The 21091-nt window shown below is 63.2% G+C and carries 24 protein-coding genes; 12 read left to right on the top strand and 12 right to left on the bottom strand.

The window, feature by feature from the left end:
• Positions 1-7 precede the first annotated feature (7 nt).
• Positions 8-1318 carry a hemolysin family protein gene (locus tag AC1DX4_RS28850; RefSeq protein ID WP_477223537.1) on the bottom strand — a complete coding sequence of 437 codons (1311 nt, stop codon included), beginning with the start codon at positions 1316-1318 and terminating at the stop codon, positions 8-10.
• A 177-nt stretch (positions 1319-1495) separates the two neighbouring features.
• Positions 1496-2410 (bottom strand): LysR family transcriptional regulator, encoded by a 915-nt coding sequence (locus AC1DX4_RS28845; protein ID WP_477223536.1) that lies wholly within the window; start codon positions 2408-2410, stop codon positions 1496-1498.
• Positions 2411-2536: 126 nt separating this feature from the next.
• Here AC1DX4_RS28845 and AC1DX4_RS28840 point away from each other — a divergent pair, with 126 nt between their 5' ends.
• On the top strand, positions 2537-3559 hold the full coding sequence (locus AC1DX4_RS28840; RefSeq protein WP_477223535.1) for a zinc-dependent alcohol dehydrogenase family protein: 1023 nt from the start codon (positions 2537-2539) through the stop codon (positions 3557-3559).
• Between the two features lie 15 nt (positions 3560-3574).
• On the opposite strand, the gene AC1DX4_RS28835 is transcribed toward AC1DX4_RS28840, so the two are convergent.
• Positions 3575-4282 (bottom strand): LssY C-terminal domain-containing protein, encoded by a 708-nt coding sequence (locus AC1DX4_RS28835; protein WP_477223534.1) that lies wholly within the window; start codon positions 4280-4282, stop codon positions 3575-3577.
• Positions 4283-4392: 110 nt separating this feature from the next.
• Between AC1DX4_RS28835 and AC1DX4_RS28830 the strand changes: the two genes are divergently transcribed.
• Positions 4393-5103: a gamma-glutamylcyclotransferase gene (locus AC1DX4_RS28830; protein ID WP_477223533.1), complete on the top strand. Its 711-nt coding sequence runs from the start codon at positions 4393-4395 to the stop codon at positions 5101-5103.
• A 7-nt stretch (positions 5104-5110) separates the two neighbouring features.
• Here the strand turns inward: AC1DX4_RS28830 and AC1DX4_RS28825 are convergent, their stop codons facing one another.
• From AC1DX4_RS28825 to AC1DX4_RS28815, 3 genes are all read right to left on the bottom strand, one after another.
• On the bottom strand, positions 5111-5914 hold the full coding sequence (locus AC1DX4_RS28825) for an extensin-like domain-containing protein (protein ID WP_477223532.1): 804 nt from the start codon (positions 5912-5914) through the stop codon (positions 5111-5113).
• 114 nt (positions 5915-6028) lie between these two features.
• Positions 6029-6952, bottom strand: a complete 924-nt coding sequence (locus AC1DX4_RS28820) for an extensin-like domain-containing protein (protein WP_477223531.1) — start codon at positions 6950-6952, stop codon at positions 6029-6031.
• Positions 6953-7330: 378 nt separating this feature from the next.
• Entirely contained in the window at positions 7331-7756 is a 426-nt protein-coding gene (locus AC1DX4_RS28815) for a DUF3775 domain-containing protein (RefSeq protein ID WP_027058602.1), read from the bottom strand.
• Positions 7757-7899: 143 nt separating this feature from the next.
• Between AC1DX4_RS28815 and AC1DX4_RS28810 the strand changes: the two genes are divergently transcribed.
• A complete protein-coding gene (locus AC1DX4_RS28810) occupies positions 7900-8436 on the top strand; it encodes a tetratricopeptide repeat protein (RefSeq protein WP_477223530.1) in 537 nt (178 codons plus the stop codon).
• A gap of 253 nt (positions 8437-8689) precedes the next feature.
• Positions 8690-9163: a transcription elongation factor GreA gene (gene greA / locus AC1DX4_RS28805; RefSeq protein ID WP_477223529.1), complete on the top strand. Its 474-nt coding sequence runs from the start codon at positions 8690-8692 to the stop codon at positions 9161-9163.
• 137 nt (positions 9164-9300) lie between these two features.
• On the opposite strand, the gene waaC is transcribed toward greA, so the two are convergent.
• Genes waaC through rfaD form a run of 3 tightly spaced genes read right to left on the bottom strand, consistent with a single transcriptional unit; the run spans position 9301 to position 12202 of the window.
• Complete coding sequence (gene waaC, locus AC1DX4_RS28800; protein ID WP_477223528.1) at positions 9301-10275, bottom strand: lipopolysaccharide heptosyltransferase I; 975 nt, start codon at positions 10273-10275, stop codon at positions 9301-9303.
• The gene (gene waaF, locus AC1DX4_RS28795; RefSeq protein WP_477223527.1) at positions 10272-11279 is read right to left on the bottom strand and encodes a lipopolysaccharide heptosyltransferase II; all 1008 of its coding nucleotides are present in this window, start codon (positions 11277-11279) and stop codon (positions 10272-10274) included. The genes waaC and waaF overlap by 4 nt, the downstream gene beginning before the upstream one ends.
• Positions 11252-12202 (bottom strand): ADP-glyceromanno-heptose 6-epimerase, encoded by a 951-nt coding sequence (gene rfaD, locus AC1DX4_RS28790; RefSeq protein ID WP_477223526.1) that lies wholly within the window; start codon positions 12200-12202, stop codon positions 11252-11254. The genes waaF and rfaD overlap by 28 nt, the downstream gene beginning before the upstream one ends.
• A 144-nt stretch (positions 12203-12346) precedes the next feature.
• On the opposite strand from rfaD, the gene AC1DX4_RS28785 reads away from it, so the two are divergent.
• From AC1DX4_RS28785 to gmhB, 6 genes are all read left to right on the top strand, one after another.
• A complete protein-coding gene (locus tag AC1DX4_RS28785) occupies positions 12347-12583 on the top strand; it encodes a type II toxin-antitoxin system Phd/YefM family antitoxin (RefSeq protein ID WP_477223525.1) in 237 nt (78 codons plus the stop codon).
• Positions 12576-12989, top strand: coding sequence for a hypothetical protein (locus AC1DX4_RS28780; RefSeq protein WP_477223524.1), 414 nt, complete (start codon positions 12576-12578; stop codon positions 12987-12989). The genes AC1DX4_RS28785 and AC1DX4_RS28780 overlap by 8 nt, the downstream gene beginning before the upstream one ends.
• 34 nt (positions 12990-13023) lie before the next feature.
• A complete protein-coding gene (locus tag AC1DX4_RS28775; protein ID WP_477223523.1) occupies positions 13024-13656 on the top strand; it encodes a LysE family translocator in 633 nt (210 codons plus the stop codon).
• A 132-nt stretch (positions 13657-13788) separates the two neighbouring features.
• A complete protein-coding gene (gene rfaE1, locus AC1DX4_RS28770) occupies positions 13789-15279 on the top strand; it encodes a D-glycero-beta-D-manno-heptose-7-phosphate kinase (RefSeq protein ID WP_477223522.1) in 1491 nt (496 codons plus the stop codon).
• 7 nt (positions 15280-15286) lie between these two features.
• Positions 15287-15859 (top strand): D-sedoheptulose-7-phosphate isomerase, encoded by a 573-nt coding sequence (locus AC1DX4_RS28765; RefSeq protein WP_477223521.1) that lies wholly within the window; start codon positions 15287-15289, stop codon positions 15857-15859.
• A complete protein-coding gene (gmhB, locus tag AC1DX4_RS28760; RefSeq protein ID WP_477223520.1) occupies positions 15852-16505 on the top strand; it encodes a D-glycero-beta-D-manno-heptose 1,7-bisphosphate 7-phosphatase in 654 nt (217 codons plus the stop codon). The genes AC1DX4_RS28765 and gmhB overlap by 8 nt, the downstream gene beginning before the upstream one ends.
• A 15-nt stretch (positions 16506-16520) precedes the next feature.
• Here gmhB and AC1DX4_RS28755 read toward each other — a convergent pair whose 3' ends face one another.
• Both AC1DX4_RS28755 and AC1DX4_RS28750 read right to left on the bottom strand, forming a co-directional pair.
• Positions 16521-17315 carry a glycosyltransferase family 2 protein gene (locus AC1DX4_RS28755; protein ID WP_477223519.1) on the bottom strand — a complete coding sequence of 265 codons (795 nt, stop codon included), beginning with the start codon at positions 17313-17315 and terminating at the stop codon, positions 16521-16523.
• Between the two features lie 212 nt (positions 17316-17527).
• Positions 17528-18007 (bottom strand): Lrp/AsnC family transcriptional regulator, encoded by a 480-nt coding sequence (locus tag AC1DX4_RS28750; protein ID WP_477223518.1) that lies wholly within the window; start codon positions 18005-18007, stop codon positions 17528-17530.
• Positions 18008-18260: 253 nt separating this feature from the next.
• Here AC1DX4_RS28750 and trxB point away from each other — a divergent pair, with 253 nt between their 5' ends.
• Positions 18261-19235, top strand: a complete 975-nt coding sequence (gene trxB, locus AC1DX4_RS28745) for a thioredoxin-disulfide reductase (protein ID WP_475459016.1) — start codon at positions 18261-18263, stop codon at positions 19233-19235.
• Positions 19236-19326: 91 nt separating this feature from the next.
• A complete protein-coding gene (locus AC1DX4_RS28740) occupies positions 19327-20223 on the top strand; it encodes a LysR family transcriptional regulator (protein ID WP_172225574.1) in 897 nt (298 codons plus the stop codon).
• Between the two features lie 160 nt (positions 20224-20383).
• Here the strand turns inward: AC1DX4_RS28740 and AC1DX4_RS28735 are convergent, their stop codons facing one another.
• Complete coding sequence (locus AC1DX4_RS28735) at positions 20384-20881, bottom strand: methyltransferase family protein (protein WP_477223517.1); 498 nt, start codon at positions 20879-20881, stop codon at positions 20384-20386.
• Positions 20882-21091: the final 210 nt, after the last annotated feature.

The following is a 21091-nucleotide window of genomic DNA, read 5'->3' as shown; positions in this document are numbered from 1 at the left end:
CGAACGATCAGCGCACCGCTTCGCGTTGGCTACCGGGCAGGCGGGTGGCGATCAGCTTGTCGATGCGGCGGCCATCGAGGTCGACCACCTCGAAGCGCCAGCCTTGCGCGTCGACGCATTCGCCGGTCGCCGGCAGATGGTGCATGTGCGACAGCACATAGCCGGCGACGGTCTCGTAGTCGCGGTTTTCGGGCAGGTCGATGCCCAGGATCTCGGCCATCTCGTCGGCCTGCATATAGCCGGCGAGCAGCCATGAGCCGTCCTCGCGCTTGACTGCGTTTTCCTCGTCGCCGGCATCGAGGTCGGCGCGGAACACGCCGGTGATGGCTTCGAGAATGTCGGCCGGCGTGACGATACCTTCGAAATGGCCGTATTCGTCATGCACCAGCGCCATCGGCACGTCGGATTCCTTGAGCTTGTGCAGCACGTCGAGCGCGTCGGCCTGGTCGTAGACGATGGGGGCTGCGCGCACATGCTTGCGCGGGTCGAGCGTGCGGCCGGCAAGGATCGCGGCCAGCACGTCGCGCGTCTGGACGACGCCGACCATGACGTCGACGCCGCCGTCGCCGGCCGGCAGGCGCGAATGTTGGGTTTCCATCAGGAGCTTGCGGATCGTGGTGTCGTCGGACTGCAGATTGATCCAGTCGACCTCGGTGCGCGGCGTCATCACCGCGCGCACCGCGCGGTCGCCAAGCCGCATGACGCCGGCGATCATGCGCCGCTCGTCGGATTCGATGGTGCCATGATGCTCGGCCTCGGCGACCAGCATCTTGATCTCCTCGTCGGTGACCTTCTCCTCGCTTTCGCCACGCTGGCCAAGCAGCCACAATATGGCGCGGCCGGAGATGTCGAGCAGGAACACCAGCGGGGCCGAGATGTTGGCGAGGATGGTCATGGCCGGAGCGGCCCGGGCGGCAACGCGCTCCGGGTCGCGCAGCGCGATCTGCTTGGGCACCAGTTCGCCGACGATCAGCGAGAAATAGGTGATGATGGCAACGACAATGCCGACGCCGAGCGGGTCGGCGACGCTTTCGCGCATGCCCATCGAGGCCAGATACACCGACAGCCGGTCACCCAGCGTGGCGCCGGAGAAGGCGCCGGAGAGCACGCCGACCAGGGTGATGCCGATCTGCACAGAGGACAGGAACTTGCCGGGATTCGAACCAAGATCCAGCGCACGGCCGGCGCCATTGACGCCGCGGTCGATCATCGCCTTGAGCCGTGCCGGGCGTGATGAAACGATAGCGAGTTCGGACATCGCCAGAAGGCCGTTCACACAGATGAGGACGACCACGATAGCAATTTCAACGTATAGCATGAGGGCTCAATAGCATTGCGGTGGGCCGCTCGAAAATAGTGAAAGCGCATCGCGCGTAAACGGATTAAGCGCGCCGCGCTTTCAGTCTTTAGTTTTGATGCATGTCATTGTCCCAAAACCGGGACCACTTTTGTGTGACATGCATTGGCCATTTTTAGAAAATGACAGTCGCGTCATTCAGGCGTTGTCCCAGGCTGGCGCCGAAAAGTGTTCGACAAGAGCGTCGACGACAACCCGCACCTTTGGCGTGAGCGTGCGTGTCACCGGCCAGACGGCATGCACGACAATGTTTTCCACGAGACAGTCGGATAGGACCATTTCGAGGTCGCCATGCCTGAGGCTTTCGGCTGCCAGCCATGTCGGCAGGAAGGCGATGCCGCAACCGGCAAGGGCGGCGTCGAGCATCGGTTCGCCATGGCCGAGAACCAGACGCGCCTTGGGGACAAAGGTCGTCAGATGGCCGTCGCCATGCCTGATCACCCAGGGGCGGACAACACCCTCGCGGCCGTAACCGATGACGCTGTGATGGGTGAGATCCTCAACCGATTGCGGCGAGCCGTGTTCCCTGAGATAGGCGGGGGCGGCACAGATGGCCGAGCGTTGGGCATAGATGCGTCTGGCCGCGAGCGACAGGCTGTCGTCCAGTTCGCCCATGCGGATGGCGAGGTCGATGCCTTCCTCGATCAGGTCGACGCGGCGGTCGTTGAAGGAGATTTCGACCGTCAGCTCGGGGAAGTTCCTCGAAATCTCGAACAGAACGGGGGCGACGCAGCGGCGACCAAAGGCGAGCGGTACATCGATGCGCAGCCGGCCGGACGGGATCTGCCGGCGCGCGGCGAGCAATGACTGCGCCGCCTCGATCTCGGCCAGCGCCCTGACGCAGGCCTCATAGTAGCTCATGCCTTCGCTGGTCGTACTGAGGCTGCGGGTGGTGCGGTTGAGCAGGCGAACGCCAAGCCGCAGCTCCAATTGCGCGATCGACTTGCCGATCGCCGACTTCGTCACATGCAGCCGTTCGCCGGCGCCGGTGAAGCTGCCAGCCTCCACGGCCTGGACGAATGCGACGATGCCTTGCAGGTCCGTCGATTCCATGATGATTCCAATTGGCGAATTCTAGTCCTCAATCAGTCATCCAATATGCCGCATGGGAGCCCTATTTTCTATAGTCGAAAAGCATAAATGTCTCGCGTGGCCATCAATCAAAGGAGCGCGAAGGACATGAGCACCCAAATCAACAGATCCTGGCAGATGAGCGGTTTCGGCCTGTCCAGGGTGAACCAGGTGACCGGCAAGATTCCCGAACCCGGCCCGCACGAGCTTCTGGTGCGCACGAAAGCCGTGTCGCTGAATTACAAGGACAAGATGGTCGTTGAGGGCACGCTGATCCCCGACCTCGCCTTTCCCTTCGTGCCGACATCGGATGCGGTGGGTGAGGTGGTGGCTGTCGGCGGCGCGGTCAGCCGCTTCCAGGTCGGGCAGCGCGTGCTTGGCCAGGTGATCGCCGATTGGCCGGATGGCGACGCCCCGCCGGTGCTGCACAAGCATACGCTTGGTTCCTCGCTGTCGGGCATGCTCTCCGATCATGTTGTCTTCGGCGAGGATGCCGCGGTGCTGGCGCCGCCATCGCTCAGCGATGTCGAGGCGGCGACGCTGCCGATCGCGGCGCTGACGGCCTGGTTCGCGATGGCCGAGGCGACAAGGCCGGTGGCGGGCCAGACCATTCTCATCCAGGGCACTGGCGGCGTGTCGCTGTTTGCGCTGCAGTTCGCCAGGGCATTCGGCCTGCGCGCCATCGTCACCTCGAGCAGCGACGAGAAGCTTGAGCGGGCAAGAAAGCTCGGCGCCTGGCAAGGGATCAATTATCTCACGCAGCCGGCATGGGACGAGGCCGCGCGTAAGCTGACCGATGGGCTGGGCGTCAACCACATTCTGGAAATGGTCGGCGGCGACAATGCGCGGCAATCGCTGAATGCGCTGGCCGCCGATGGCCGGCTGTCGATCATCGGTCTTCTGGGTTCGATGGAACTCAGTTTCCCGATAATGCCCTTCATGCGCAACCGCATCACCGTGCAGGGCCTGTCGATCGGCCATCGCCGGTCCTTCGAGCGAATGAACCAGGCGATCGAGGCGCTCGGCATCAAGCCGGTCATCGACAGGGTCTTCGGCTTTGACGAGGTGCCGCAGGCCTTGCAGCATCTGGAGAAAGGGCCGTTCGGCAAGATCGTGATCCGCACGACCTGATGCTTGCTGTTTAGATCACTGCAACTGCTTCAGCACGCCGATGATCGCCTTGCCGTCGGTGAAATAGGGGTCGCCGCCGCCATTGCGGCCGGTTTTGGTGGCGCCGATGCCGCCCATATCGCTGGTCGATGCCAGCAGGCCGGCTGCACTGAGGTCGCCGATCAGGAAGTCGCGTTCGGCATCGATGTCGGGACCGATGTGATGGGTGATCGCGCCGGTGTCGTGGCTCAGCCCAACGCCGCGATCGAAACTGGCGGAGCCCAGCCAGAGCGGGCGACCGTCGTCACCGATCGTATCCGTCTGCCAGAAACGGACGTGGTGGCGCCGGTCGGCACTGTCGCCGACCGGCTTCTCGAAAGCGAGATCCTGGGCGCGGCCCTCGAACAGCAGGCGGCTCATCGGCGCATCGGGATAGGGGCGGGAAAACAGGACGCTCTCGCCGATATCGATGGCGGTTCTCAAGGTGATGGCATCGGCGGTGTCCCAGCCGGCGACGGCGAAGGCATGGACCACTTCCTTTTCCGTACCGACAAGGCCGACATTGATCGGGTCGCCGGGAATGCCTTGCGGCGTGTGCGTCACCATTTCGAAGCGCTGGTCGCGAAAGCCACGCTCCCGGAACGTCCAGAATTCCGGCGCCGCGAGATAGGCAAGCGCGAACCAGGCACCCAGCAAGGACGCCAGCCAGATTGTCGCGCGTCGCCGAAGGCTTCGTTGGCTCATGAAGGAGGCTCGGTTCGTGCGGTATCTGTTGCCTGACGGCCCCGGGAAATCAATGGCCAGCGATGCAGAGCCGGTTTATCGTCAGCTATCGTTTTTGTGTGGGGGCAGGAATGAAGCGGAAGCCGGCAGGCCGCAGATCGATGGCGCTGACCGCCGACCTTGTCGCGAGGGTCGAACGTATCGAACCTGATCCCGGCCCCGAGCCTGGAACAACCGAACATACCGACGCGGAGTTCGACGGCCTTGTCGAGCAACTCTTGTCGCAATACCGGCCTGAGGCGCTGTGGGTGTTTGCCTACGGCTCGCTGATCTGGAATCCCGAATTCGTTCCTGTCGAGCAGCGCCCGGCCACGGCGCCAGGATGGCATCGCTCATTCTGCCTGAAACTGACACGCTGGCGCGGAACGCGCCAATTGCCGGCCCTGATGTTGGCGCTCGATCGCGGCGGCAGCTGCAACGGCATCGTTTACCGTCTGCCCGCAGAAGACCATTTTGGGCAACTCGGCCAGCTGATGCGCCGCGAGATCGATGCCAACCCGCCAACCAACGTGCCTTGCTGGATCAAGGTCAAGACCAACGAGGGTCCGCTGCGCGCCCTGGCTTTCGTCGCCGCGCCGGACGGCAGGGCCTATGCCGGACGGTTGCCGTTGGAGCAGGTTGCGGACATGCTGGCGCGAGCCGCGGGACACTGGGGCTCTTCGGCGCAGTATCTGTTCCGGACCGTCAGCAAGCTGGAGGAAAGCGGTATCCGCGACAAGAATCTCTGGCGCATCCAGGACCTGGTGGCTCGGCAAATCATCGCATCCACCGGTGACGCCTGATCTTTTCCTACCGGCAGGCGCGATAACCGTTCTTGCGGTTCTTGATGTCGAAGTGGAAATGGTTGCGGTGGTCGTAATTGTAGCCGGGGCCGAGCACGGTGGTGAAATACTGGCAGCCGTCGGCGCGAACATTGTTGAGGAAGCCGCGCGTGCGGAAGGCAAACAGGCCGGGCTTGCGCACGTCGATGTCGTCGCCATTGTTGAGTTCGATGCCCATGACGTCCAGCGCATTGCCCTTGCCATGCTCGGACAAAACACCTTCGCCGGCGATGTTTCGGCAGGAATAGCTGGAGCCCTGGTGGATGGTCCTGACGCCGGAGAAGTAGCGCCAGCGGGCGGAGGGAACGAGTTCATTCTTCGTCCAGGCGGCGAAGGTGGCGGCCATGTCGCAGGTCAGCGTCGCGGCGGGCTTCATCTGGATGCTGCCGATGGCCGTGACTTTTACGGGAAAATCGATGCCGCACTGGCCTTCATGGATCGGCGCCAGGTCGGTGTAGGCGACATCGAGGCGCTTCAGCTCTCGGCGGCAATCGGTTTCGCTGGCCGGTATCTGCTCGACCGGCGACATCGGCTCATCCATGCGCGGATAGGCGGCCTGCGTCATGTAGGGATTGGACGGGACAAGTTTCTGCATGCCCGTATATTGCGGTACGGCCGATGTTTGCGCGCCGACATCGACAGCTGGCTGCAACGACAGCACGCTGCCGGTGTTGCAAGCCGAAACCGCAGCCAGCGCAAGGCCGGCAGCCACTATGGCTACGGGTTTTGATCGGCGCGCAACCCTCGCGGCGGCGCGGAATGTTCCGGCCATCGGCGGAATCCCTATTCCCAGATATCCGGCATTTTAACGATCAAGGGTAAAGGAAAGCTCAGCGTCCGCGTTCACGCCTGCGGCGGAAATGCGGCATGCGGATTTACGGCGTGCTCACTGGCAAAACGTGCCGCCATGTTTGCGCGGCTCGAGATCGAGGTGGAAATGCAAGGCGTGATCGGCGTCGGCACCCGGTCCAAGCACGGTCTTGAACGGACCGCAGGCGGCCTTGCGTACGGCGTTGAGGAATTTGGCGTCCTTCTCCGGCGGGGTAGGGCCGATCTCGATCTTCTTTCCGTCGGAGAGTGTGAAGCTGCCGATGTCGAGCGCGTTGCCGAAGGCGTGCTCCGACAGTTTCCTGGTGCCGTGGCGCGGCCGGCAGACAAAAGCCGAGGCCTGGCTGATGGACTTCAACTCGGTGCCGAATTCCGCCTTGGCGGCTGGCTGGATGACATCGGCGGTGAAGCGGGCGGCCGCCTCGGCCATTGAGCAATTGAGCTCGGTGGCAGGACCGATGGCGACCGACTTGTTGAGCGTCTTGATGACGATCGGATAGGGGATCGAGCAGCCGATTTCGGGATTGCTTTCCGCCTTGTGCTCCTCGAATTCGACGCCGAGCGCCTTCAGCCGCTCGCGGCAAGCGACTTCCTCGGCGGGCATCTTGTCGGCAGGCCGGTCGGCCGAGCGCGGATCTGGCAGCATCTTCTTGTCGCCGGCATCCGCCGGCTTTGGCGGTGGCTGTGGGGCAACGGCCGGCGGCTGGGCCTCAGGTTCCTCAATGTCGGGCTTTGGCGTCGGGGTCGGTACGTCGGCTGGCGGTTCCGGCTCGCTTTCCGTATCGGCTGGCGGCTCTGGAGCCGACGGTTCGGGCCGCGCCTGCTTTTTCTGACGCGACTTTTCTTCATTGAACTGGTCGGACGTTGTGTCTGTCTTGGGGCCGTCTGTCTTGGGGCCGTCTGTTTTGGGACCGTCGGTCCTGGGAACGTCGGTCTTCTGTTCTTCCGTCTTTGCGGCGGCTGCGGGACGCGGTTCAGGCACCGGAGCATCGGCAGGTGATGGCAGCGGTGGGGATGATGCTGGAGGCGGTGGCGTTAGCGACGATGGCGGGGGATTTTGCGTTTTCTGCGGAGCCGGTTTCGGCGTGGACTGCTGCTCCACTCGCGATTTCGCCTTATGGCGGCCACGCGGCTTCAACGGCTGGTCGACCCGCGGTGTCAACGGCTGCTCCACCCTCGGTGTCAGTGGCCTGTGATGCTTGTGACGATGTCTGGCATCGGCAGGCGTCACCAGCAAAGCGGTGACGGCCATAGCCAGTGCAATCCAATATATTCGGGAAAAGACAGACGACCCCATCGCCGTCAACGGCGCGCGCGCCCGGAGGTTGCCTTCAGCCCATCACGAACGGTAACCACGCCGTTACGCGCCGATCGCTTCAAGGCCTTCCTCCAGCCAATCGGCAAGCAGCGGCATGCCAAGCAGATATTTGGCCGTGCGCTTGTTGGCGCGTTCTCGCGCCGCGGCCAGCGCATCCGCCCACTCGGACGCATCGTAGTCGCCGCGGCCGACCCATGCCAGTGCCACCAGTTCGGCGGCTTCATCGACATTGAGGTCGTTGATCAGCTCGCGCAGTTCTTCCTCTGTCAGGTTTTCAGAGCTCTCCTCGGCGAGGCCGTCATGGTGGTGGTTGACATGGGACTCGCCGTCGAGTTCGACCTCGTGCTCGGCGCCGTCGGCATAATCCTCGTTGACGGCGGCACTCAGCGCCTTGGCCTTGAGGATGAACAGGCGCACGGTGTCGGGGCCGATCGTAAGGTCCCAGTCCTTTTCAAGCCGCCGCTGCACGGGCCGTCTCCGTCAGTCGTTTGCCGGATGATAGCGGATTTGCGGCATCCGTCACCTGATGTTCTCCGCAAGTACTTTTTTCCGGGATGAAATGCGGGGCGCTTGGCGTTAGTGTTGCATTCTCACCCCTCAAGGAGGCTTCGATGCATAAAAGAATGCTGATCCAGGCGGCGACTGCCCTTGTCGCGCTGCAGTTCTTCGCCGTCCCGGTGTACGCGGCGGGCAGTGGCGGTGGCAGCGATGAAACCGTCACCCAGTGCAAAAAGGGGCAAGTCTGGGACAAGAAGAAGAAAAAGTGCGTCAATCCCCAGGAAGGCATGCTGGACGACGACAGCATCTATGATGCCGGTCATGCGCTGGCGATGGCTGGCCGCTATGACGAGGCGATCGCAGTGCTGAGCCTCGCCGCCAACAAGCAGGATCCGCGCATCCTCAACTATCTCGGCTATTCGCACCGCCATTCCGGCCGGGTCACCGTCGGCCTCGGCTATTACGAGGAAGCGCTGCGCATCGATCCGAACTACACGCTGGTGCGCGAATATCTCGGCGAGGCGCATCTGCAGATCGGCGATCTGGCCGGCGCCCAGCAGCAGCTGATGGAAATCGAGAAGCGCACCGGCAAGGGATCGCGCGAATACGGCATGCTGTCCGAGCAGATCGACCATTTCATGCGGAGCTGATCAGGCCCAAGGGCTTTCCGAAGCGGCCGCGAGCGATCGCGGCCGCTTTTTGCTGCCCCTGTCTCGTTGAAAGCGGGGATGATTTTTGCAAAACCGATTTTTGGGCGTGAAAAACCCGGAAAGATTGCTATATCTTGGGAAATTGCGGTGAAACGGTTCCGTTAGCCCGAGGCTGCCGGACCGTTTTCTTTTTGTACCCATCGACAAGGCTTTCCCCGAAACGCGGGGGTGGCGGCAGGAAAGGTCAGGCATCATGAACAAGGTCCCGATGACAGGCGAGGGGTTCGCGTCATTGAAGGAAGAGCTGCGTTGGCGCCAGCAGGAAGAGCGGCCGCGCATCATCGAGGCGATCTCCGAGGCGCGCTCGCATGGCGACCTGTCCGAAAATGCCGAATATCATGCCGCTAAAGAGGCGCAGAGCCTCAATGAGGGCCGCGTCAACGAACTCGAGGACTACATCGCCCGGGCCGAGGTGATCGACGTCACCAAGCTCAGCGGCGACAAGGTCAAGTTCGGCGCCACCGTGGTGTTGGTCGACGAGGACACCGAGGAAAAGAAGACCTACCAGATCGTCGGCGACCAGGAAGCGGACGTGAAGTCCGGCCGCATCTCGATCTCGTCGCCGATCGCACGCGCGCTGATCGGCAAGGCAGTCGGCGACGCCATCGAGGTCAATGCGCCCGGCGGTGCCAGGGGGTACGAGATCGTCAAGTTGCAGTTTATCTAGGACCTTTGATAATTCTACTCTGGCGGCCGACTAGCGCGGTTTTCTGCGCTTCCGGTGCTCACGTACTTTAAAGTACGCTCCGCTCCGGTTCTCGAAAACCACCCTATTCGACTCGCCAGAGCGAATTCTGAAAGGTCCTAGGCCGGCGTTTGCAATTTAAGATCAAGCAGCCTTTCAGCCTCCGCCACCACCTCAGCCGGTGTCACACGCGCACCTGCCGTGGCCAGCAGCGTTGATGCATAGGGCCCACGGGGACCCGTCAAACCCGGCTCGGTCGCCAAAAATACAGCAACCGTCGGCAGGCCGAAGGCGCTGGCGAGATGGGTCAGGCCGGTGTCGGCGCCGATCACCAGGGGCGAGCGGCCGAGGATGGCGGCGATGTCTGCCAGTGGCGATTTCGGCACCACGACCGTGGACGGCACGGCCTTGGCGATTGCCTCCGCCACGGTCTTCTCACGCTCGTTCGACCAGGTGGTAACCGGCGTCATGCCGCGCTCGACCAGCAGGCGGGCGGTTCCGATCCAGTTTTCGACCGGCCATTTCTTGTCCTCGCGGCTGGTGCCGTGCAGCAGGAAGGCGGTTTTTCCGGTGATGCCGGCGAGACCGCCGGGTGGCGGCACAATGCCTGAAGCGAGCGTCGACAGATCGGGCTGGTAGCCAAGCGCCAGTCCGAACAGCCGGCGTGTCCGCTCGATGGCGTGCAGGTCGCGCGGCACGCCGTAGGTGACGTCGTAGAACAGCGTCGCCGAGGGTTCGCGCGCGCTCGACCGGTCGAAGCCGGCAATAGGGGCGCCCGCCTGCCGCGCCACCAGCGCCGATTTCAGCAGGCCCTGTGCATCGATGACAAGGTCGTAACGGCATTCGCGCAAGGTGCGGCGTAGCGCGGCCGCCTCGCGCCAGGTGCCGCCACTGAACAGCGCCTTGCGCCAGCGCCGGATGGCGACCGTGTGGACCCTGCCGATCGCCGGATGCAATGCGACAATGCCGGCGAACGCCTCTTCGACGCACCAGTCGAAGGACACGTCCGGCCGGTTCAGGCTGGCATCCTCGACGGCCGGAAAGGTGTGGATGACATCGCCCATCGACGATGTCTTGACTATGAGGACCTTCATGCCGCGGCCGGGAGTTCCAGCAGCCGGTCCGCCGCCGCTGTGACCTGTCCGACTTCCAATGTCTTCAGGCAGTTGAGATGGCCGAGCGGGCAGACCTTTTGGTGGCAGGGCGAACAGGACAGGCCGAGCCAGACCAGCTCGCGCCGTTCCGCCAGCGGCGGCGTGTTCTCAGGCGAGGTCGACCCGTAGACGGCGACGATCGGCGTGCCGACACCTGCCGCCACATGCATCAGCCCGCTGTCGTTGGAGACCGCCAGGCGCGCCGCCGCGATCAGGTCGATGGCGTCCTCCAGCCGCGTCTGACCGGCGAGGTCGACGACGCCCGGGGCAAGGCTTGCTATCTCCGCCGTCACGTCGCGGTCGTTCTTCGAACCGAACAGCGCGACTTTCAAACCCTTACCCATGAACTCGCGGGCAAGGCCGGCATAGCTTTCGCTCGACCAGCGCTTGGCAGGGCCGAATTCGGCGCCGGGCATCAGGGCCGCGAATTTCTGCGGCGCCAGCCCGAAACGGTCGAGCAAAGCGGTCTGGTTGCCGGCATCCACGGTCAGATGAGGCGCGCGAAAACTGCCGCCCTTGGCGAGGCTGAAATAGGCCTGCGCGGTGCGCCGTTTCACGGCATCCGGCAGTGGTACGATGTCGGTCAAAAGGCCATAGCGCATCTCGCGCAGATGGCCGAAACGGCGCGGAATGCGGGCAAAGAACGGGATCAATGCCGATTTCCAGCTGCCCGGCAGGATATAGGCCATGTCATAGCGACCACGCAGCAGGCGGCCGAAGCGGCGGCGATGGGTGAATTCGAGCGCGCCGGGCTTGAGCGGAAAGTCGATCTGCTGGCGGATCTCGGGCATGCGCTTGACCAGCGGTGCCGCCCAGGCCGGCGCCAGCACGTCGATCGCGGCGTTGGGATAGAGCTCCTTCAGCGCCGAAAACAGGCACTGCGCCATCACCATGTCGCCCACCCAGCGTGGGCCGATCACGAGGATCGTTGGGCTTTCAGCCATTCGACATAGTCTCTGACACCGGTTTCCACTGTCCGGAACTGGCCGTTGTAACCGGCCGCATGCAAACGGGACATATCAGCTTGCGTGAAGCTCTGGTAGCTGCCCTTGAGGTGGTCGGGAAAGGCGATGAACTCGATCTCGCCCTTGCCCAGCGTATCGATGACCGTTTCGGCGATGGCGCGGAAAGGCTGGGCGCGGCCGGTGCCGCAATTGAATATGCCGCTCGAGCCGCGCTTCCACAGCCACAGATTGACGTCGGCGACATCGCCGACATGAATGAAGTCGCGGCTTTGTTCTCCCGGGCCGAAGCCATCGTAAGCGCCGAACAATTTCGGGTTTTCGCCGCGCTCGACCTGGTTGAACAGATGGAAGGCGACCGAGGCCATGGCGCCCTTGTGGGCCTCGCGCGGGCCATAGACGTTGAAATAGCGCAGGCCCGCGACCTGAGAATGATCGGTGTCGAAGACGGTGCGCCTGACATAGTCGTCGAACAGTTTCTTCGAATAGGCGTAGACATTGAGTGGCCGCTCCAGCGCCGGCTCCTCGCGAAACTCCGAACCGCCGCCATAGACGGAGGCCGAAGAGGCGTAGAGGAAGGGCACGCGCAGCGCCTGGCAGGCATGCAGCAGCCGCTTCGAATACGCAAAATTCACCTCCATCATGAACTTGCCGTTCCATTCGGTGGTGGTCGAGCAGGCGCCCTGGTGGAAGACGGCCTCGATGCGGCCAAGCGAGCCGGCCTCGATGCGAGACAGAAAATCGCCCTTGTCGAGATAGTCTGATATGCTGAGATCGGCGAGATTGGCGATCTTGTGGCCGTCGGTGAGGTCGTCGACGACGAGGATGTCGTCATGGCCTTCGGCATTGAGCGCGGCGACGATGTTCGAGCCGATCATGCCGGCGCCGCCCGTGACGATGATCATGAAGGCCTCTGGTTGCTTGCGATTCCGGTCCTTATAAGGGAGGCTGGCGAGGCTGTCGATAAAGCAGGCGCTGTCGCTGTCCGCCACGTCGTGCGCTTGTCCTTTTTGTCTGTTTTGTCTAATATGGACAAAACGGAGTGCCCGATGAAACACTATCCATCCACCGATCTGAAGCAGAATCTGGGCGATGTGCTAGCGGCTGCTAGCCAGCAACCGGTCTCCATCACCCGTCACAACAAGCCGAGATACGTCCTGATGAGCATCGAGGCTTACGAGGCTCGCTTCGTCAATGACAGCCGCCGCGCTTACGCGGCGGAGGACGCTCCATCCGAACATGTCGAGATGCTTGAAGATTACGCTGCCGAGTTGGATCGTGATTAAACCCAATGCCGCCGACGTCTGGCGATATCCATATCTGTGGTATCGCCAACATGGAGGCGGCGAGACCGAAGGTCGTAAGACACGACCTGTCGCCTTCGTGGCTGTCCTTCCGGGGAAAGCCGGCGGCACGAACCTCTTCATCCTTGCAATCACCTCTACGCCGCCGGGCCGCGATCGCGTTGCTGTTGGCGTTCCAGAAATAGAACGCCGCCGCGCCGGGCTTGACCCTATCCCCCTTTGGGTCATAGTCGACGAATACAATCACGATATCCTGGAATCCTCAGCCTATTTCGAACCAGGTGCGCGCATTGGCGCATTCAGTCCGTCATTCCACAAAAAAGTCATGTCGGCTTTCATCGCGGTTGTCCGCACAGGCCAATCCAAAGCTATCCCACGGGCTGACTGAACGGCCTGCAGGGCAGGATCACAAGGGACAAAAAATGCCGTCGACCGAAATGCTCATCGCGTTTTTCGCCACCACGGCGATCTTCGCCTACATTCCCGGTCCGGCCATGCTCTATGCTGCGGCGCAGACGATGGCGCGCGGGCGCTGGTCGGGACTGACGGCGGCACTTGGCATCCATCTCGGCGGCTACGTGCATGTCTTTGCCGCCGCCGCCGGCCTGTCGGTGCTGTTCCATGCCGTGCCGCCGCTCTACATGGCGGTCAAGCTGGTCGGCGCGCTCTATCTGATCTGGCTCGGCGTTGCGTTGTTTCGCAAGCGCGTCGAGGGCGATGTGGCGTTGCCGGTCCTCGAGCGCAAATCGGCGCGCCGCGCGTTTTTCGAGAGCATCACCGTCGAGGTGCTCAATCCCAAGACGGCGATCTTCTTCATGGCCTTCCTGCCGCAGTTCATCGACGCCTCGGCCGCGCTTCCGGTCTGGCTGCAATTCGTCGTGCTCGGCACCATCGTCAATTTGATGTTCTCCTCGGCCGACATCGTCTGCGTCTTCCTCGCTGGCCTGGTGATCGGGCGGCTGCGGCGTTCGAGCCGGGCGCAGCGGCTGATGCAGCGGGCCGGCGGCGCGGTGCTGGTCGGGCTTGGCGTTCACGTTGCCCTGCAGAAGAGCTGACGCTTCGAACAGTGGCTTCCTGACGTTGCGCTGGGTGGATTTGCGGTATATCGGCAGGCATGAACGACCCGGCCCGTAAATTGACAATTTTCAGCACGACAGAGATCAGCCTTTCCACACATTGCCAGTGACATGATCAAGCACAATCCGCCTTCGCCCGAACCCTTGCACCGCGCCATTGCGCGCTTTGGCGGCGTCACCGTGCTGGTGGTCGGCGACCTCATCCTCGACCGTTTCGTCAACGGCGTCATCGAGCGGATTTCGCCGGAGGCGCCCATCCCGGTGCTGCACGGGCGCGGCGAAAGCTCGGCAATGGGCGGCGCCGGCAATGTCGTGGCCAACATCATCTCGCTCGGCGCGCGTGCCATTCCGGTCTCGGTGATCGGCACCGACACCGCCGGCGACAGCCTGGTGCGGATGCTTGGCGAGCTTGGCGCCGAGACAGTGGGGCTGTCGCAGCAACGCGGCCGCATGACCTCGTCGAAGAGCAGGTTCAGCGCGCTCAACCAGCAAGTGCTGCGTTTCGATGAGGAAGAGATCAAGCCGCTGGACGAGGCGGAGCGGGCGGGGCTGATCCGGCATTTCCGCGCTGCACTCGCGCAAGCCGACATCGTCATCCTGTCCGATTACGGCAAGGGCATCCTGCTCGACGGCGTCGCCGCTGACCTGATCGCCATCTGCCGCGAGGCGGGCAAGCCGGTGCTGGTCGACCCGAAGGGCCGCGACTATGCGCGCTATACCGGCGCGACCGCCATCACCCCCAACCGCAAGGAGCTTGGCGAGGCTGTCGGCCATGCGGTGTTCGCCGATGACGAGATCATCGCGGCCGCGCGGGAGTTGATATCGGCTCACGGCTTCGACTTCGTCGTCGCCACCCGCAGCGAAAAGGGCATGAGCGTCGTCGGTCCGGATGAGGCGCGCCACATCGCCACCCAGGCGCGCGAAGTGTTCGACGTCTCGGGCGCCGGCGACACGGTGATCGCGACGTTTGCGCTGGCACTCGCATCGGGTGCCGATCCGGCCGCGGCGGCCTCGATCGCCAATGCCGCCGGCGGCGTCGTGGTCGGCAAGCGCGGCACCGCGCGGCTGACGGTCGAGGAACTCACCGGCGCGCTGTTCCGCTCGCACGGACCGACCGCCCACAAGGATGCCATCCTCGATGCTGCGTCGGCCGCGCGCATGGTCACGGCGTGGAAGGAAGAGGGCCTCAGCGTCGGCTTCACCAATGGCTGCTTCGATATCCTGCATGCCGGCCATGTCAGCCTGCTGCACGCGGCGCGCAGCCAGTGCGACCGGCTGGTGCTCGGCCTCAACAGCGATGCCTCGGTGCGGCGGCTGAAAGGGCCGGGTCGGCCGGTCAACGACCAGCATGACCGCGCCTGCGTGCTCGCGGCCTTGGCTTCGGTCGATGCCGTCGTTGTCTTCGAGGAAGATACGCCGCTGGCGCTGATCGAGGCGCTTCTGCCCGACATCCTGGTCAAGGGCGCGGATTATACGATCGACACCGTGGTCGGCGCCGATGTCGTGCAGAAAGCCGGCGGGCGCGTCGTGCTGGTCGATCTCGTTGCCGGCAAGAGCACTACCGGCACCATTGGCAAATTGCGCGCCGGCTCTACAAGCTGAGGGTTTCATGTCTGAACTGAACGACTATCTGGTCCGCTCGGCGGCCGCGATCACGGCGATGGTCGATCGTGACCTGACCGGCGAGATGGAGCGGGCGGTGAGTGCCGTGGTGACGGCGCTTTCGTCGGGCAAGGCGTTGCTGATCGCCGGCAATGGCGGCTCGGCCAGCGATGCCATCCACATCGCCGGCGAACTGGTCGGCCGCTTCCTGAAGGAGCGCAAGGCCTACAATGTCATCGCGCTGCCAGCCAATGCCGCGGTGCTGACCGCCTGGGGCAACGACTACGGCTTCGACACGGTGTTTTCGCGGCAGGTCGAGGCGCATGGGTCGGCTGCCGGCGTGCTGCTGGCGATCTCGACCAGCGGCAATTCGCCGAGTATTCTTGCCGCCGCCGAACAGGCTCGGATGATGGACATGACGGTGATCGGCCTGACCGGCGACACCGGCGGCAAGCTGAAGCCCTTGTGCGATATCCTGCTCAACGTGCCCTCGACCTCGACGCCGATCATCCAGCAGGGGCATCTCTGCCTCTACCATCACCTCTGCGAAGTGGTCGAAGCGCGCCTCAGCAATGGCTGACATGGTGGTGACGCCACATCCGCTGACCGAGCCAGGCCTGTGGGTCGAGCGGATCGGCGACCGGCTTTTCCCGCAACACCTGCCGGCGCTGTTCCTGGACCGCGACGGCACAATCAATGTCGATACCGACTATCCCAGCGATCCGGCCGAGATCGTGCTGCGCGACAATATCGTGCCGGTGATCGCAGCGGCTAACCGGGCCGGGATTCCGGTCGTCGTGGTCACCAACCAGTCCGGCATCGCGCGCGGCTATTTCGACTGGAGCGTCTTTGCGGCGGTAAACGGTCGCGTGCTCGACCTGTTGGGCGATCAGGGTGTGTTCGTCGACATGGTGCTCGCCTGCGCCTATCACGAGGCGGGTGTGGGGCCGCTCGCTGTATCAGATCATCCGATGCGCAAGCCCAATCCTGGCATGCTGTTCGAGGCGGGCAAACGCCTTGACCTCAATCTCCAGCGCTCCCTGATCGTCGGCGACAAGCTCGCCGACATGCAGGCGGGCCGGCGCGCTGGGCTGGCACAGGGCTGGCTGGTGGACGGTGAGGAGGCGGTTCAACCCGGCTTCGCCATCAAATCCCTGCGCGACAGCCGCGACCTCGATGGCTTGCTCACAGCTATTGAAGCGCTCGGCCGGGACAGAAGGTCCTGATCCAGGCCTGACGGCTCACACGGGATCGTTGCGTTCCGAGGCTTCGTAGAGCTTGGCCTCGGTGGCGAAGGAATAGATCATCACCGACATCGAGTAGACGAAGCCATGCCGGCCGCACAGGAAGTAGCGCTTGGCCAGATAGAATTTCAGGAAGTTGCCGAATGGCGACAGCACCAGCCGCACCAGGCCGGGCTTCTTGCCCTTCTCGACCAGCGTGACGGCCTTGAGGCCGGAATAGGCGTTGGCGCGGGCAAGATCCTCCTCGACCGATATTTCGCGGCGATGCAGCAGGACGCCCTCTTCGATCGTGCCGGTCTCGCCCGGCACGTGGAAGGCTTCGTGCACCCGCGCGGTGAGATCCATGGTGGCGCCCTGCCTACGGAAAAGCCGCATCAGCCTATTGTGCAGCACCCAGCGGTGCGCATAGCCGTAGCCCTTCAGCCAATCGCGGCGGCGGATGTACCATCCGCTGATCTTGTCGTCGGCGGCCTGCGTGATGGCGACGATCGACTGCCGCAGTTGGTCGTCGACACGCTCGTCCGGGTCGATCGAAAGACACCAGGGCTGGGTGGCATGGTCGAGCGTGAATTGCCGCTGACGCGGAAACCCCTGCCAGTCATTGTGCATGAGGGTTATCGGGTAGCCCTTGGCGATATAGGTTTGCACGCATTCGATGGTGCCGTCCGTCGAGCCGGAATCGACGACGATGATCTCGGCGCAGAAGTCGATGCTTTCTAGGCACGGGCCGATCATATCGGCCTCGTTCACGCAGATGATAAGCGCCGAGACCGGGCTTGCAAATCGAGTCATGGTCCCCTTCCCATGGCGGGCCGTCCCCGGAACAAACGCTGCTAGTTTTCAAGCAATTCCTGGTGGAAAACCGTTACACACTTTTTCAGGAATTGCTTAAGAAACCAAGCAGGCGACGAAGTCCGACAGAGCCGTCCAGCCTTGTACATCAGCGTCTGTCGAATACCAACGCGGCGCCGGTGTGGCGAAGGTCAGGAATTCGCAGTGAGACTTTAGGGTCGCTCGAAGGAGACCAGGCCTTCATCCTTGACCCGTCGGATGGTGAGCGCGGTGCGCACCGTGTCGACATTCGGTGTCGAGGTCAGCTCCTCGATGACGAAGGTCTGGAAGGCTCCGAGGTCGCTTGCCACGCAGTGCAGCAGGAAATCGGATTCGCCCGAAACCATCCAGGCATCGCGCACGATCGGCCAGCCGCGCGTGCGTTCGGCGAAGGTGCGCAACTCGGCATCGGCCTGGTGATGCAGCCCGACCAGGCAGAAGGCGACGACATCGAGGCCGAGCGCCGGCGCATTGAGCAGCGCGCGGTAGCCGCGGATGATGCCGGCTTCCTCCAGCCGCTTGACCCGGCGCAGGCAGGGCGGCGCCGAAATGCCGACGCGGTTCGACAATTCGACGTTGGTCATGCGCCCGTCGCCCTGCAACTCGCGCAGGATCTTCCAGTCGATGGCGTCGAGGTCGGCTTTCAGGGGCATGGCGGTCTCAGCTCGGCGCAAGATTCTTTCGCGATTTTGTAATTAAACGACTTTTGTGTTGGCGCCAGCCCTCATCAACGCGATTTTTGAACGGTAACGAAAGCGGTGATCGCGCGAATAACCGCTTGGGCCGAAGCTTTCCGGGGACGACGGCCCGTTCGTCTTGCTGGCGTGGTTGGCAACCCTTACATTAAGCGCGAATTCCACGTCTTTTCCCAAGGCACACTCCTTGTCTGCCCCGCTGAGGCTTTAAATGACCACCAAGCACGCGCCTGTTCTTATCATCGGTTCCGGCCCGGCCGGCTATACGGCGGCGGTCTATGCCGCACGCGCCATGCTCAAGCCGATGCTGGTCGCCGGCCTGCAGCAGGGCGGCCAGCTCATGATCACCACCGATGTCGAAAACTATCCCGGCTTCGCCGACCCGATCCAGGGACCGTGGCTGATGGAACAGATGCTCAAGCAGGCCGAGCATGTCGGCACCGATATCATCAACGACATCATCACCGAGGTCGATCTCAACGTGCGGCCGTTCCGCGCCAAGGGCGATTCCGGCACCACCTACACCGCCGACGCGCTGATCATCGCCACCGGTGCGCAGGCCAAGTGGCTGGGCATTCCGACCGAGCAGGACTTCATGGGCTTTGGCGTCTCGGCCTGCGCCACCTGCGACGGCTTCTTCTATCGCGGCAAGGATGTCGCGGTGGTCGGCGGCGGCAATTCGGCGGTGGAAGAGGCGCTCTATCTGTCGAACCTCGCCAAGAGCGTGACGGTCATCCACCGGCGCAGCGACTTCCGCGCCGAACGCATCCTGCGCGAGCGGCTGTTGAAGAAGGACAATGTCCGCGTCATCTGGGACACGATCGTCGACGAGATCACCGGTCGTCCCGGCAAGGCGCCGTTGCCGCCTTCGGTCGAAGGGCTGAAGCTCAAGCACGCGGTGACCGGTGCCGAGACGCATCTCAAGGTCGATGGCGTGTTCGTGGCGATCGGCCATGCACCGGCGGTCGAGCTGTTCGCCGGCAAGCTGAAGCAGAAGCCGAATGGTTACCTGTGGACCGCGCCGGATTCGACGCGCACCGACGTGCCCGGCGTCTTCGCCGCAGGCGACGTGACCGACGACATCTACCGCCAGGCGGTGACGGCGGCGGGGCTCGGCTGCATGGCCGCACTGGAAGCGGAAAAGTATCTGGCCGGTATCGAGGTGCATCGCGAAGCAGCGGAATAGGGGCCGCTGTAAACTGTTAAAAAAACGGCTTAGAAACGCCGTGTAAAAGCCTGATTTTTCATTCAGACGCCAAGGCAGAACGAGGGGAATTATGGCGTTGGACTGGGACAAGCTACGCGTGTTTCACGCTGCGGCGGAAGCGGGGTCGTTTACGCACGCGGCCGAGACATTGCATCTGTCGCAATCGGCGATATCGCGGCAGGTCAGCGCGCTCGAGCATGACGTCGGCGTGCCGCTGTTCAACCGCCATGCGCGCGGCCTGGTGCTGACCGAGCAGGGCGAAATGCTGTTTCGCACGGCGCATGACGTGCTGATGAAGCTCGAGACCATCAAGTCGCGCCTGACCGAGACCAAGGATCGCCCCTCCGGCGTGCTTCGCGTGACGACGACGGTCGGCCTCGGCGCCGGCTGGCTGACTGAACGGGTGCAGGAGTTCATCGAGCTCTATCCGGAGATCAGCCTGCAGCTGATCCTCGCCAATGAGGAGCTCGACCTCACCATGCGCCAGGCCGACTGCGCCATCCGGCTGCGCCAGCCGCAGCAGCCGGACCTGATCCAGCGCCGCTTGTTCACCGTGCATTTCCACCTCTATGCCGCCCCGTCCTATGTCGCCAAGCACGGCAAGCCGGCCTCGGTCTCGGAGTTGAGAAACCATCGCATCGTCACCTTCGGCCTGCCGGTGCCGTCGCATCTGTCGGAGTTGAACTGGCTGGAGACGGTCGGCGATTTCGAAGGCGGCCAGCGCGTGCCGTCGCTGCAGATCAACGACATATTGTCGATCAAGCGGGCCGTGCAGGGCGGCGCCGGCATCGCCATGCTGCCCGACTATGTGATCTCGAAGGATTCCGGCCTGGTGCAGCTTTTGCCGGAAACCGAGGTGCCGTCCTTCGACACCTATTTCGCTTATCCCGACGCGATGAAGAACCAGGCCAAGCTGCACGTGTTTCGCGACTTCATCATTGCGAAAGCCAGAAGCTGGTCATTTTAAGGGCATGCCCATATTCAGGTGAGGCCGGCCTGCGAATAGCGGCCTCCTGCGCTTCCGATGCTCACGTACGAAAAGTACGCTCCGCTCCGGTTCTCGGAAGCCACCATTCTCGACTCGGCCTGACCTGAATCTCAACACGCCCTGGGCGGTGCTGTTTGGTTCACTCCCGCCAAGGCGTCAGGCGCGGCAGCCAGCCGGGGACGTTGCGGCGGTAGGTTTCGTATTCAGCGCCGTAGCGGTTGGCGAGCGTCGGCTCCTCGTAGAGCCTGACGAACGAGCCCATGACCCCAGCGCCGATGACGGCATAGGCGACAAGCGTCCAACTGGAAAACAGCAGCGCCTGGCCGATGATGATCGACAGCACGGCGACATACATCGGATTGCGGACGTGGCGGTAGATGCCGCCGATGACCAGCTTCTCGGTCGGCGCGACGGGGGCCGGCGTGCCCAACCCCTCGAGCGCGAAACGGGCGAAGGCATGCAGCAGCACGGCGGCCGCTGCGACGATGAGGACGCCGCCGGCAAGGACGAAGCCCGGCACGGCGGACCAGGGCAAGCCCCAACGATCGCTGAGCAGCCAGGGGACAAGTCCGGCAACCACGCCCGGTGCTGCAATCAGGAAAATAGCGCTGCCGGCAATCGCCGAAAACGTCCGCATTGGCTGCTTCCTCCTCATTGCCTTAGAAATGAACGCCTGCTGCCTGCTTCCGCATCATTGCCCGGTTTTGGCATTTCGAAGCGAAAAACCGGTCGCAATCGCGATTCTGTAGTGACAATGACCCTGCCGCGCGCCCGATTTCGGCGATTTTTGCTGGTCCTATTGGCTCTCGGAATGGGTTAGACCACAGCCTGCATCTTTTTGCATGCG

The sequence above is a fragment of the Mesorhizobium sp. P3_A8 genome (assembly GCF_056402995.1).
Note: the sequence above shows the minus strand (reverse complement) of the source record. Positions and strands in the feature narration are given on the sequence as shown.

Coding starts and splice junctions, on each gene's coding strand:
- AC1DX4_RS28850 (WP_477223537.1), bottom strand. CDS start 1,318: ATGCTATACGTTGAAATTGCTATCGTGGTCGTCCTCATCTGTGTGAAC.
- AC1DX4_RS28845 (WP_477223536.1), bottom strand. CDS start 2,410: ATGGAATCGACGGACCTGCAAGGCATCGTCGCATTCGTCCAGGCCGTG.
- AC1DX4_RS28840 (WP_477223535.1), top strand. CDS start 2,537: ATGAGCACCCAAATCAACAGATCCTGGCAGATGAGCGGTTTCGGCCTG.
- AC1DX4_RS28835 (WP_477223534.1), bottom strand. CDS start 4,282: ATGAGCCAACGAAGCCTTCGGCGACGCGCGACAATCTGGCTGGCGTCC.
- AC1DX4_RS28830 (WP_477223533.1), top strand. CDS start 4,393: ATGAAGCGGAAGCCGGCAGGCCGCAGATCGATGGCGCTGACCGCCGAC.
- AC1DX4_RS28825 (WP_477223532.1), bottom strand. CDS start 5,914: ATGGCCGGAACATTCCGCGCCGCCGCGAGGGTTGCGCGCCGATCAAAA.
- AC1DX4_RS28810 (WP_477223530.1), top strand. CDS start 7,900: ATGCATAAAAGAATGCTGATCCAGGCGGCGACTGCCCTTGTCGCGCTG.
- greA (WP_477223529.1), top strand. CDS start 8,690: ATGAACAAGGTCCCGATGACAGGCGAGGGGTTCGCGTCATTGAAGGAA.
- waaC (WP_477223528.1), bottom strand. CDS start 10,275: ATGAAGGTCCTCATAGTCAAGACATCGTCGATGGGCGATGTCATCCAC.
- waaF (WP_477223527.1), bottom strand. CDS start 11,279: ATGGCTGAAAGCCCAACGATCCTCGTGATCGGCCCACGCTGGGTGGGC.
- rfaD (WP_477223526.1), bottom strand. CDS start 12,202: ATGATCATCGTCACGGGCGGCGCCGGCATGATCGGCTCGAACATCGTC.
- AC1DX4_RS28785 (WP_477223525.1), top strand. CDS start 12,347: ATGAAACACTATCCATCCACCGATCTGAAGCAGAATCTGGGCGATGTG.
- AC1DX4_RS28775 (WP_477223523.1), top strand. CDS start 13,024: ATGCCGTCGACCGAAATGCTCATCGCGTTTTTCGCCACCACGGCGATC.
- rfaE1 (WP_477223522.1), top strand. CDS start 13,789: ATGATCAAGCACAATCCGCCTTCGCCCGAACCCTTGCACCGCGCCATT.
- AC1DX4_RS28765 (WP_477223521.1), top strand. CDS start 15,287: ATGTCTGAACTGAACGACTATCTGGTCCGCTCGGCGGCCGCGATCACG.
- gmhB (WP_477223520.1), top strand. CDS start 15,852: ATGGCTGACATGGTGGTGACGCCACATCCGCTGACCGAGCCAGGCCTG.
- AC1DX4_RS28755 (WP_477223519.1), bottom strand. CDS start 17,315: ATGACTCGATTTGCAAGCCCGGTCTCGGCGCTTATCATCTGCGTGAAC.
- AC1DX4_RS28750 (WP_477223518.1), bottom strand. CDS start 18,007: ATGCCCCTGAAAGCCGACCTCGACGCCATCGACTGGAAGATCCTGCGC.
- trxB (WP_475459016.1), top strand. CDS start 18,261: ATGACCACCAAGCACGCGCCTGTTCTTATCATCGGTTCCGGCCCGGCC.
- AC1DX4_RS28740 (WP_172225574.1), top strand. CDS start 19,327: ATGGCGTTGGACTGGGACAAGCTACGCGTGTTTCACGCTGCGGCGGAA.
- AC1DX4_RS28735 (WP_477223517.1), bottom strand. CDS start 20,881: ATGCGGACGTTTTCGGCGATTGCCGGCAGCGCTATTTTCCTGATTGCA.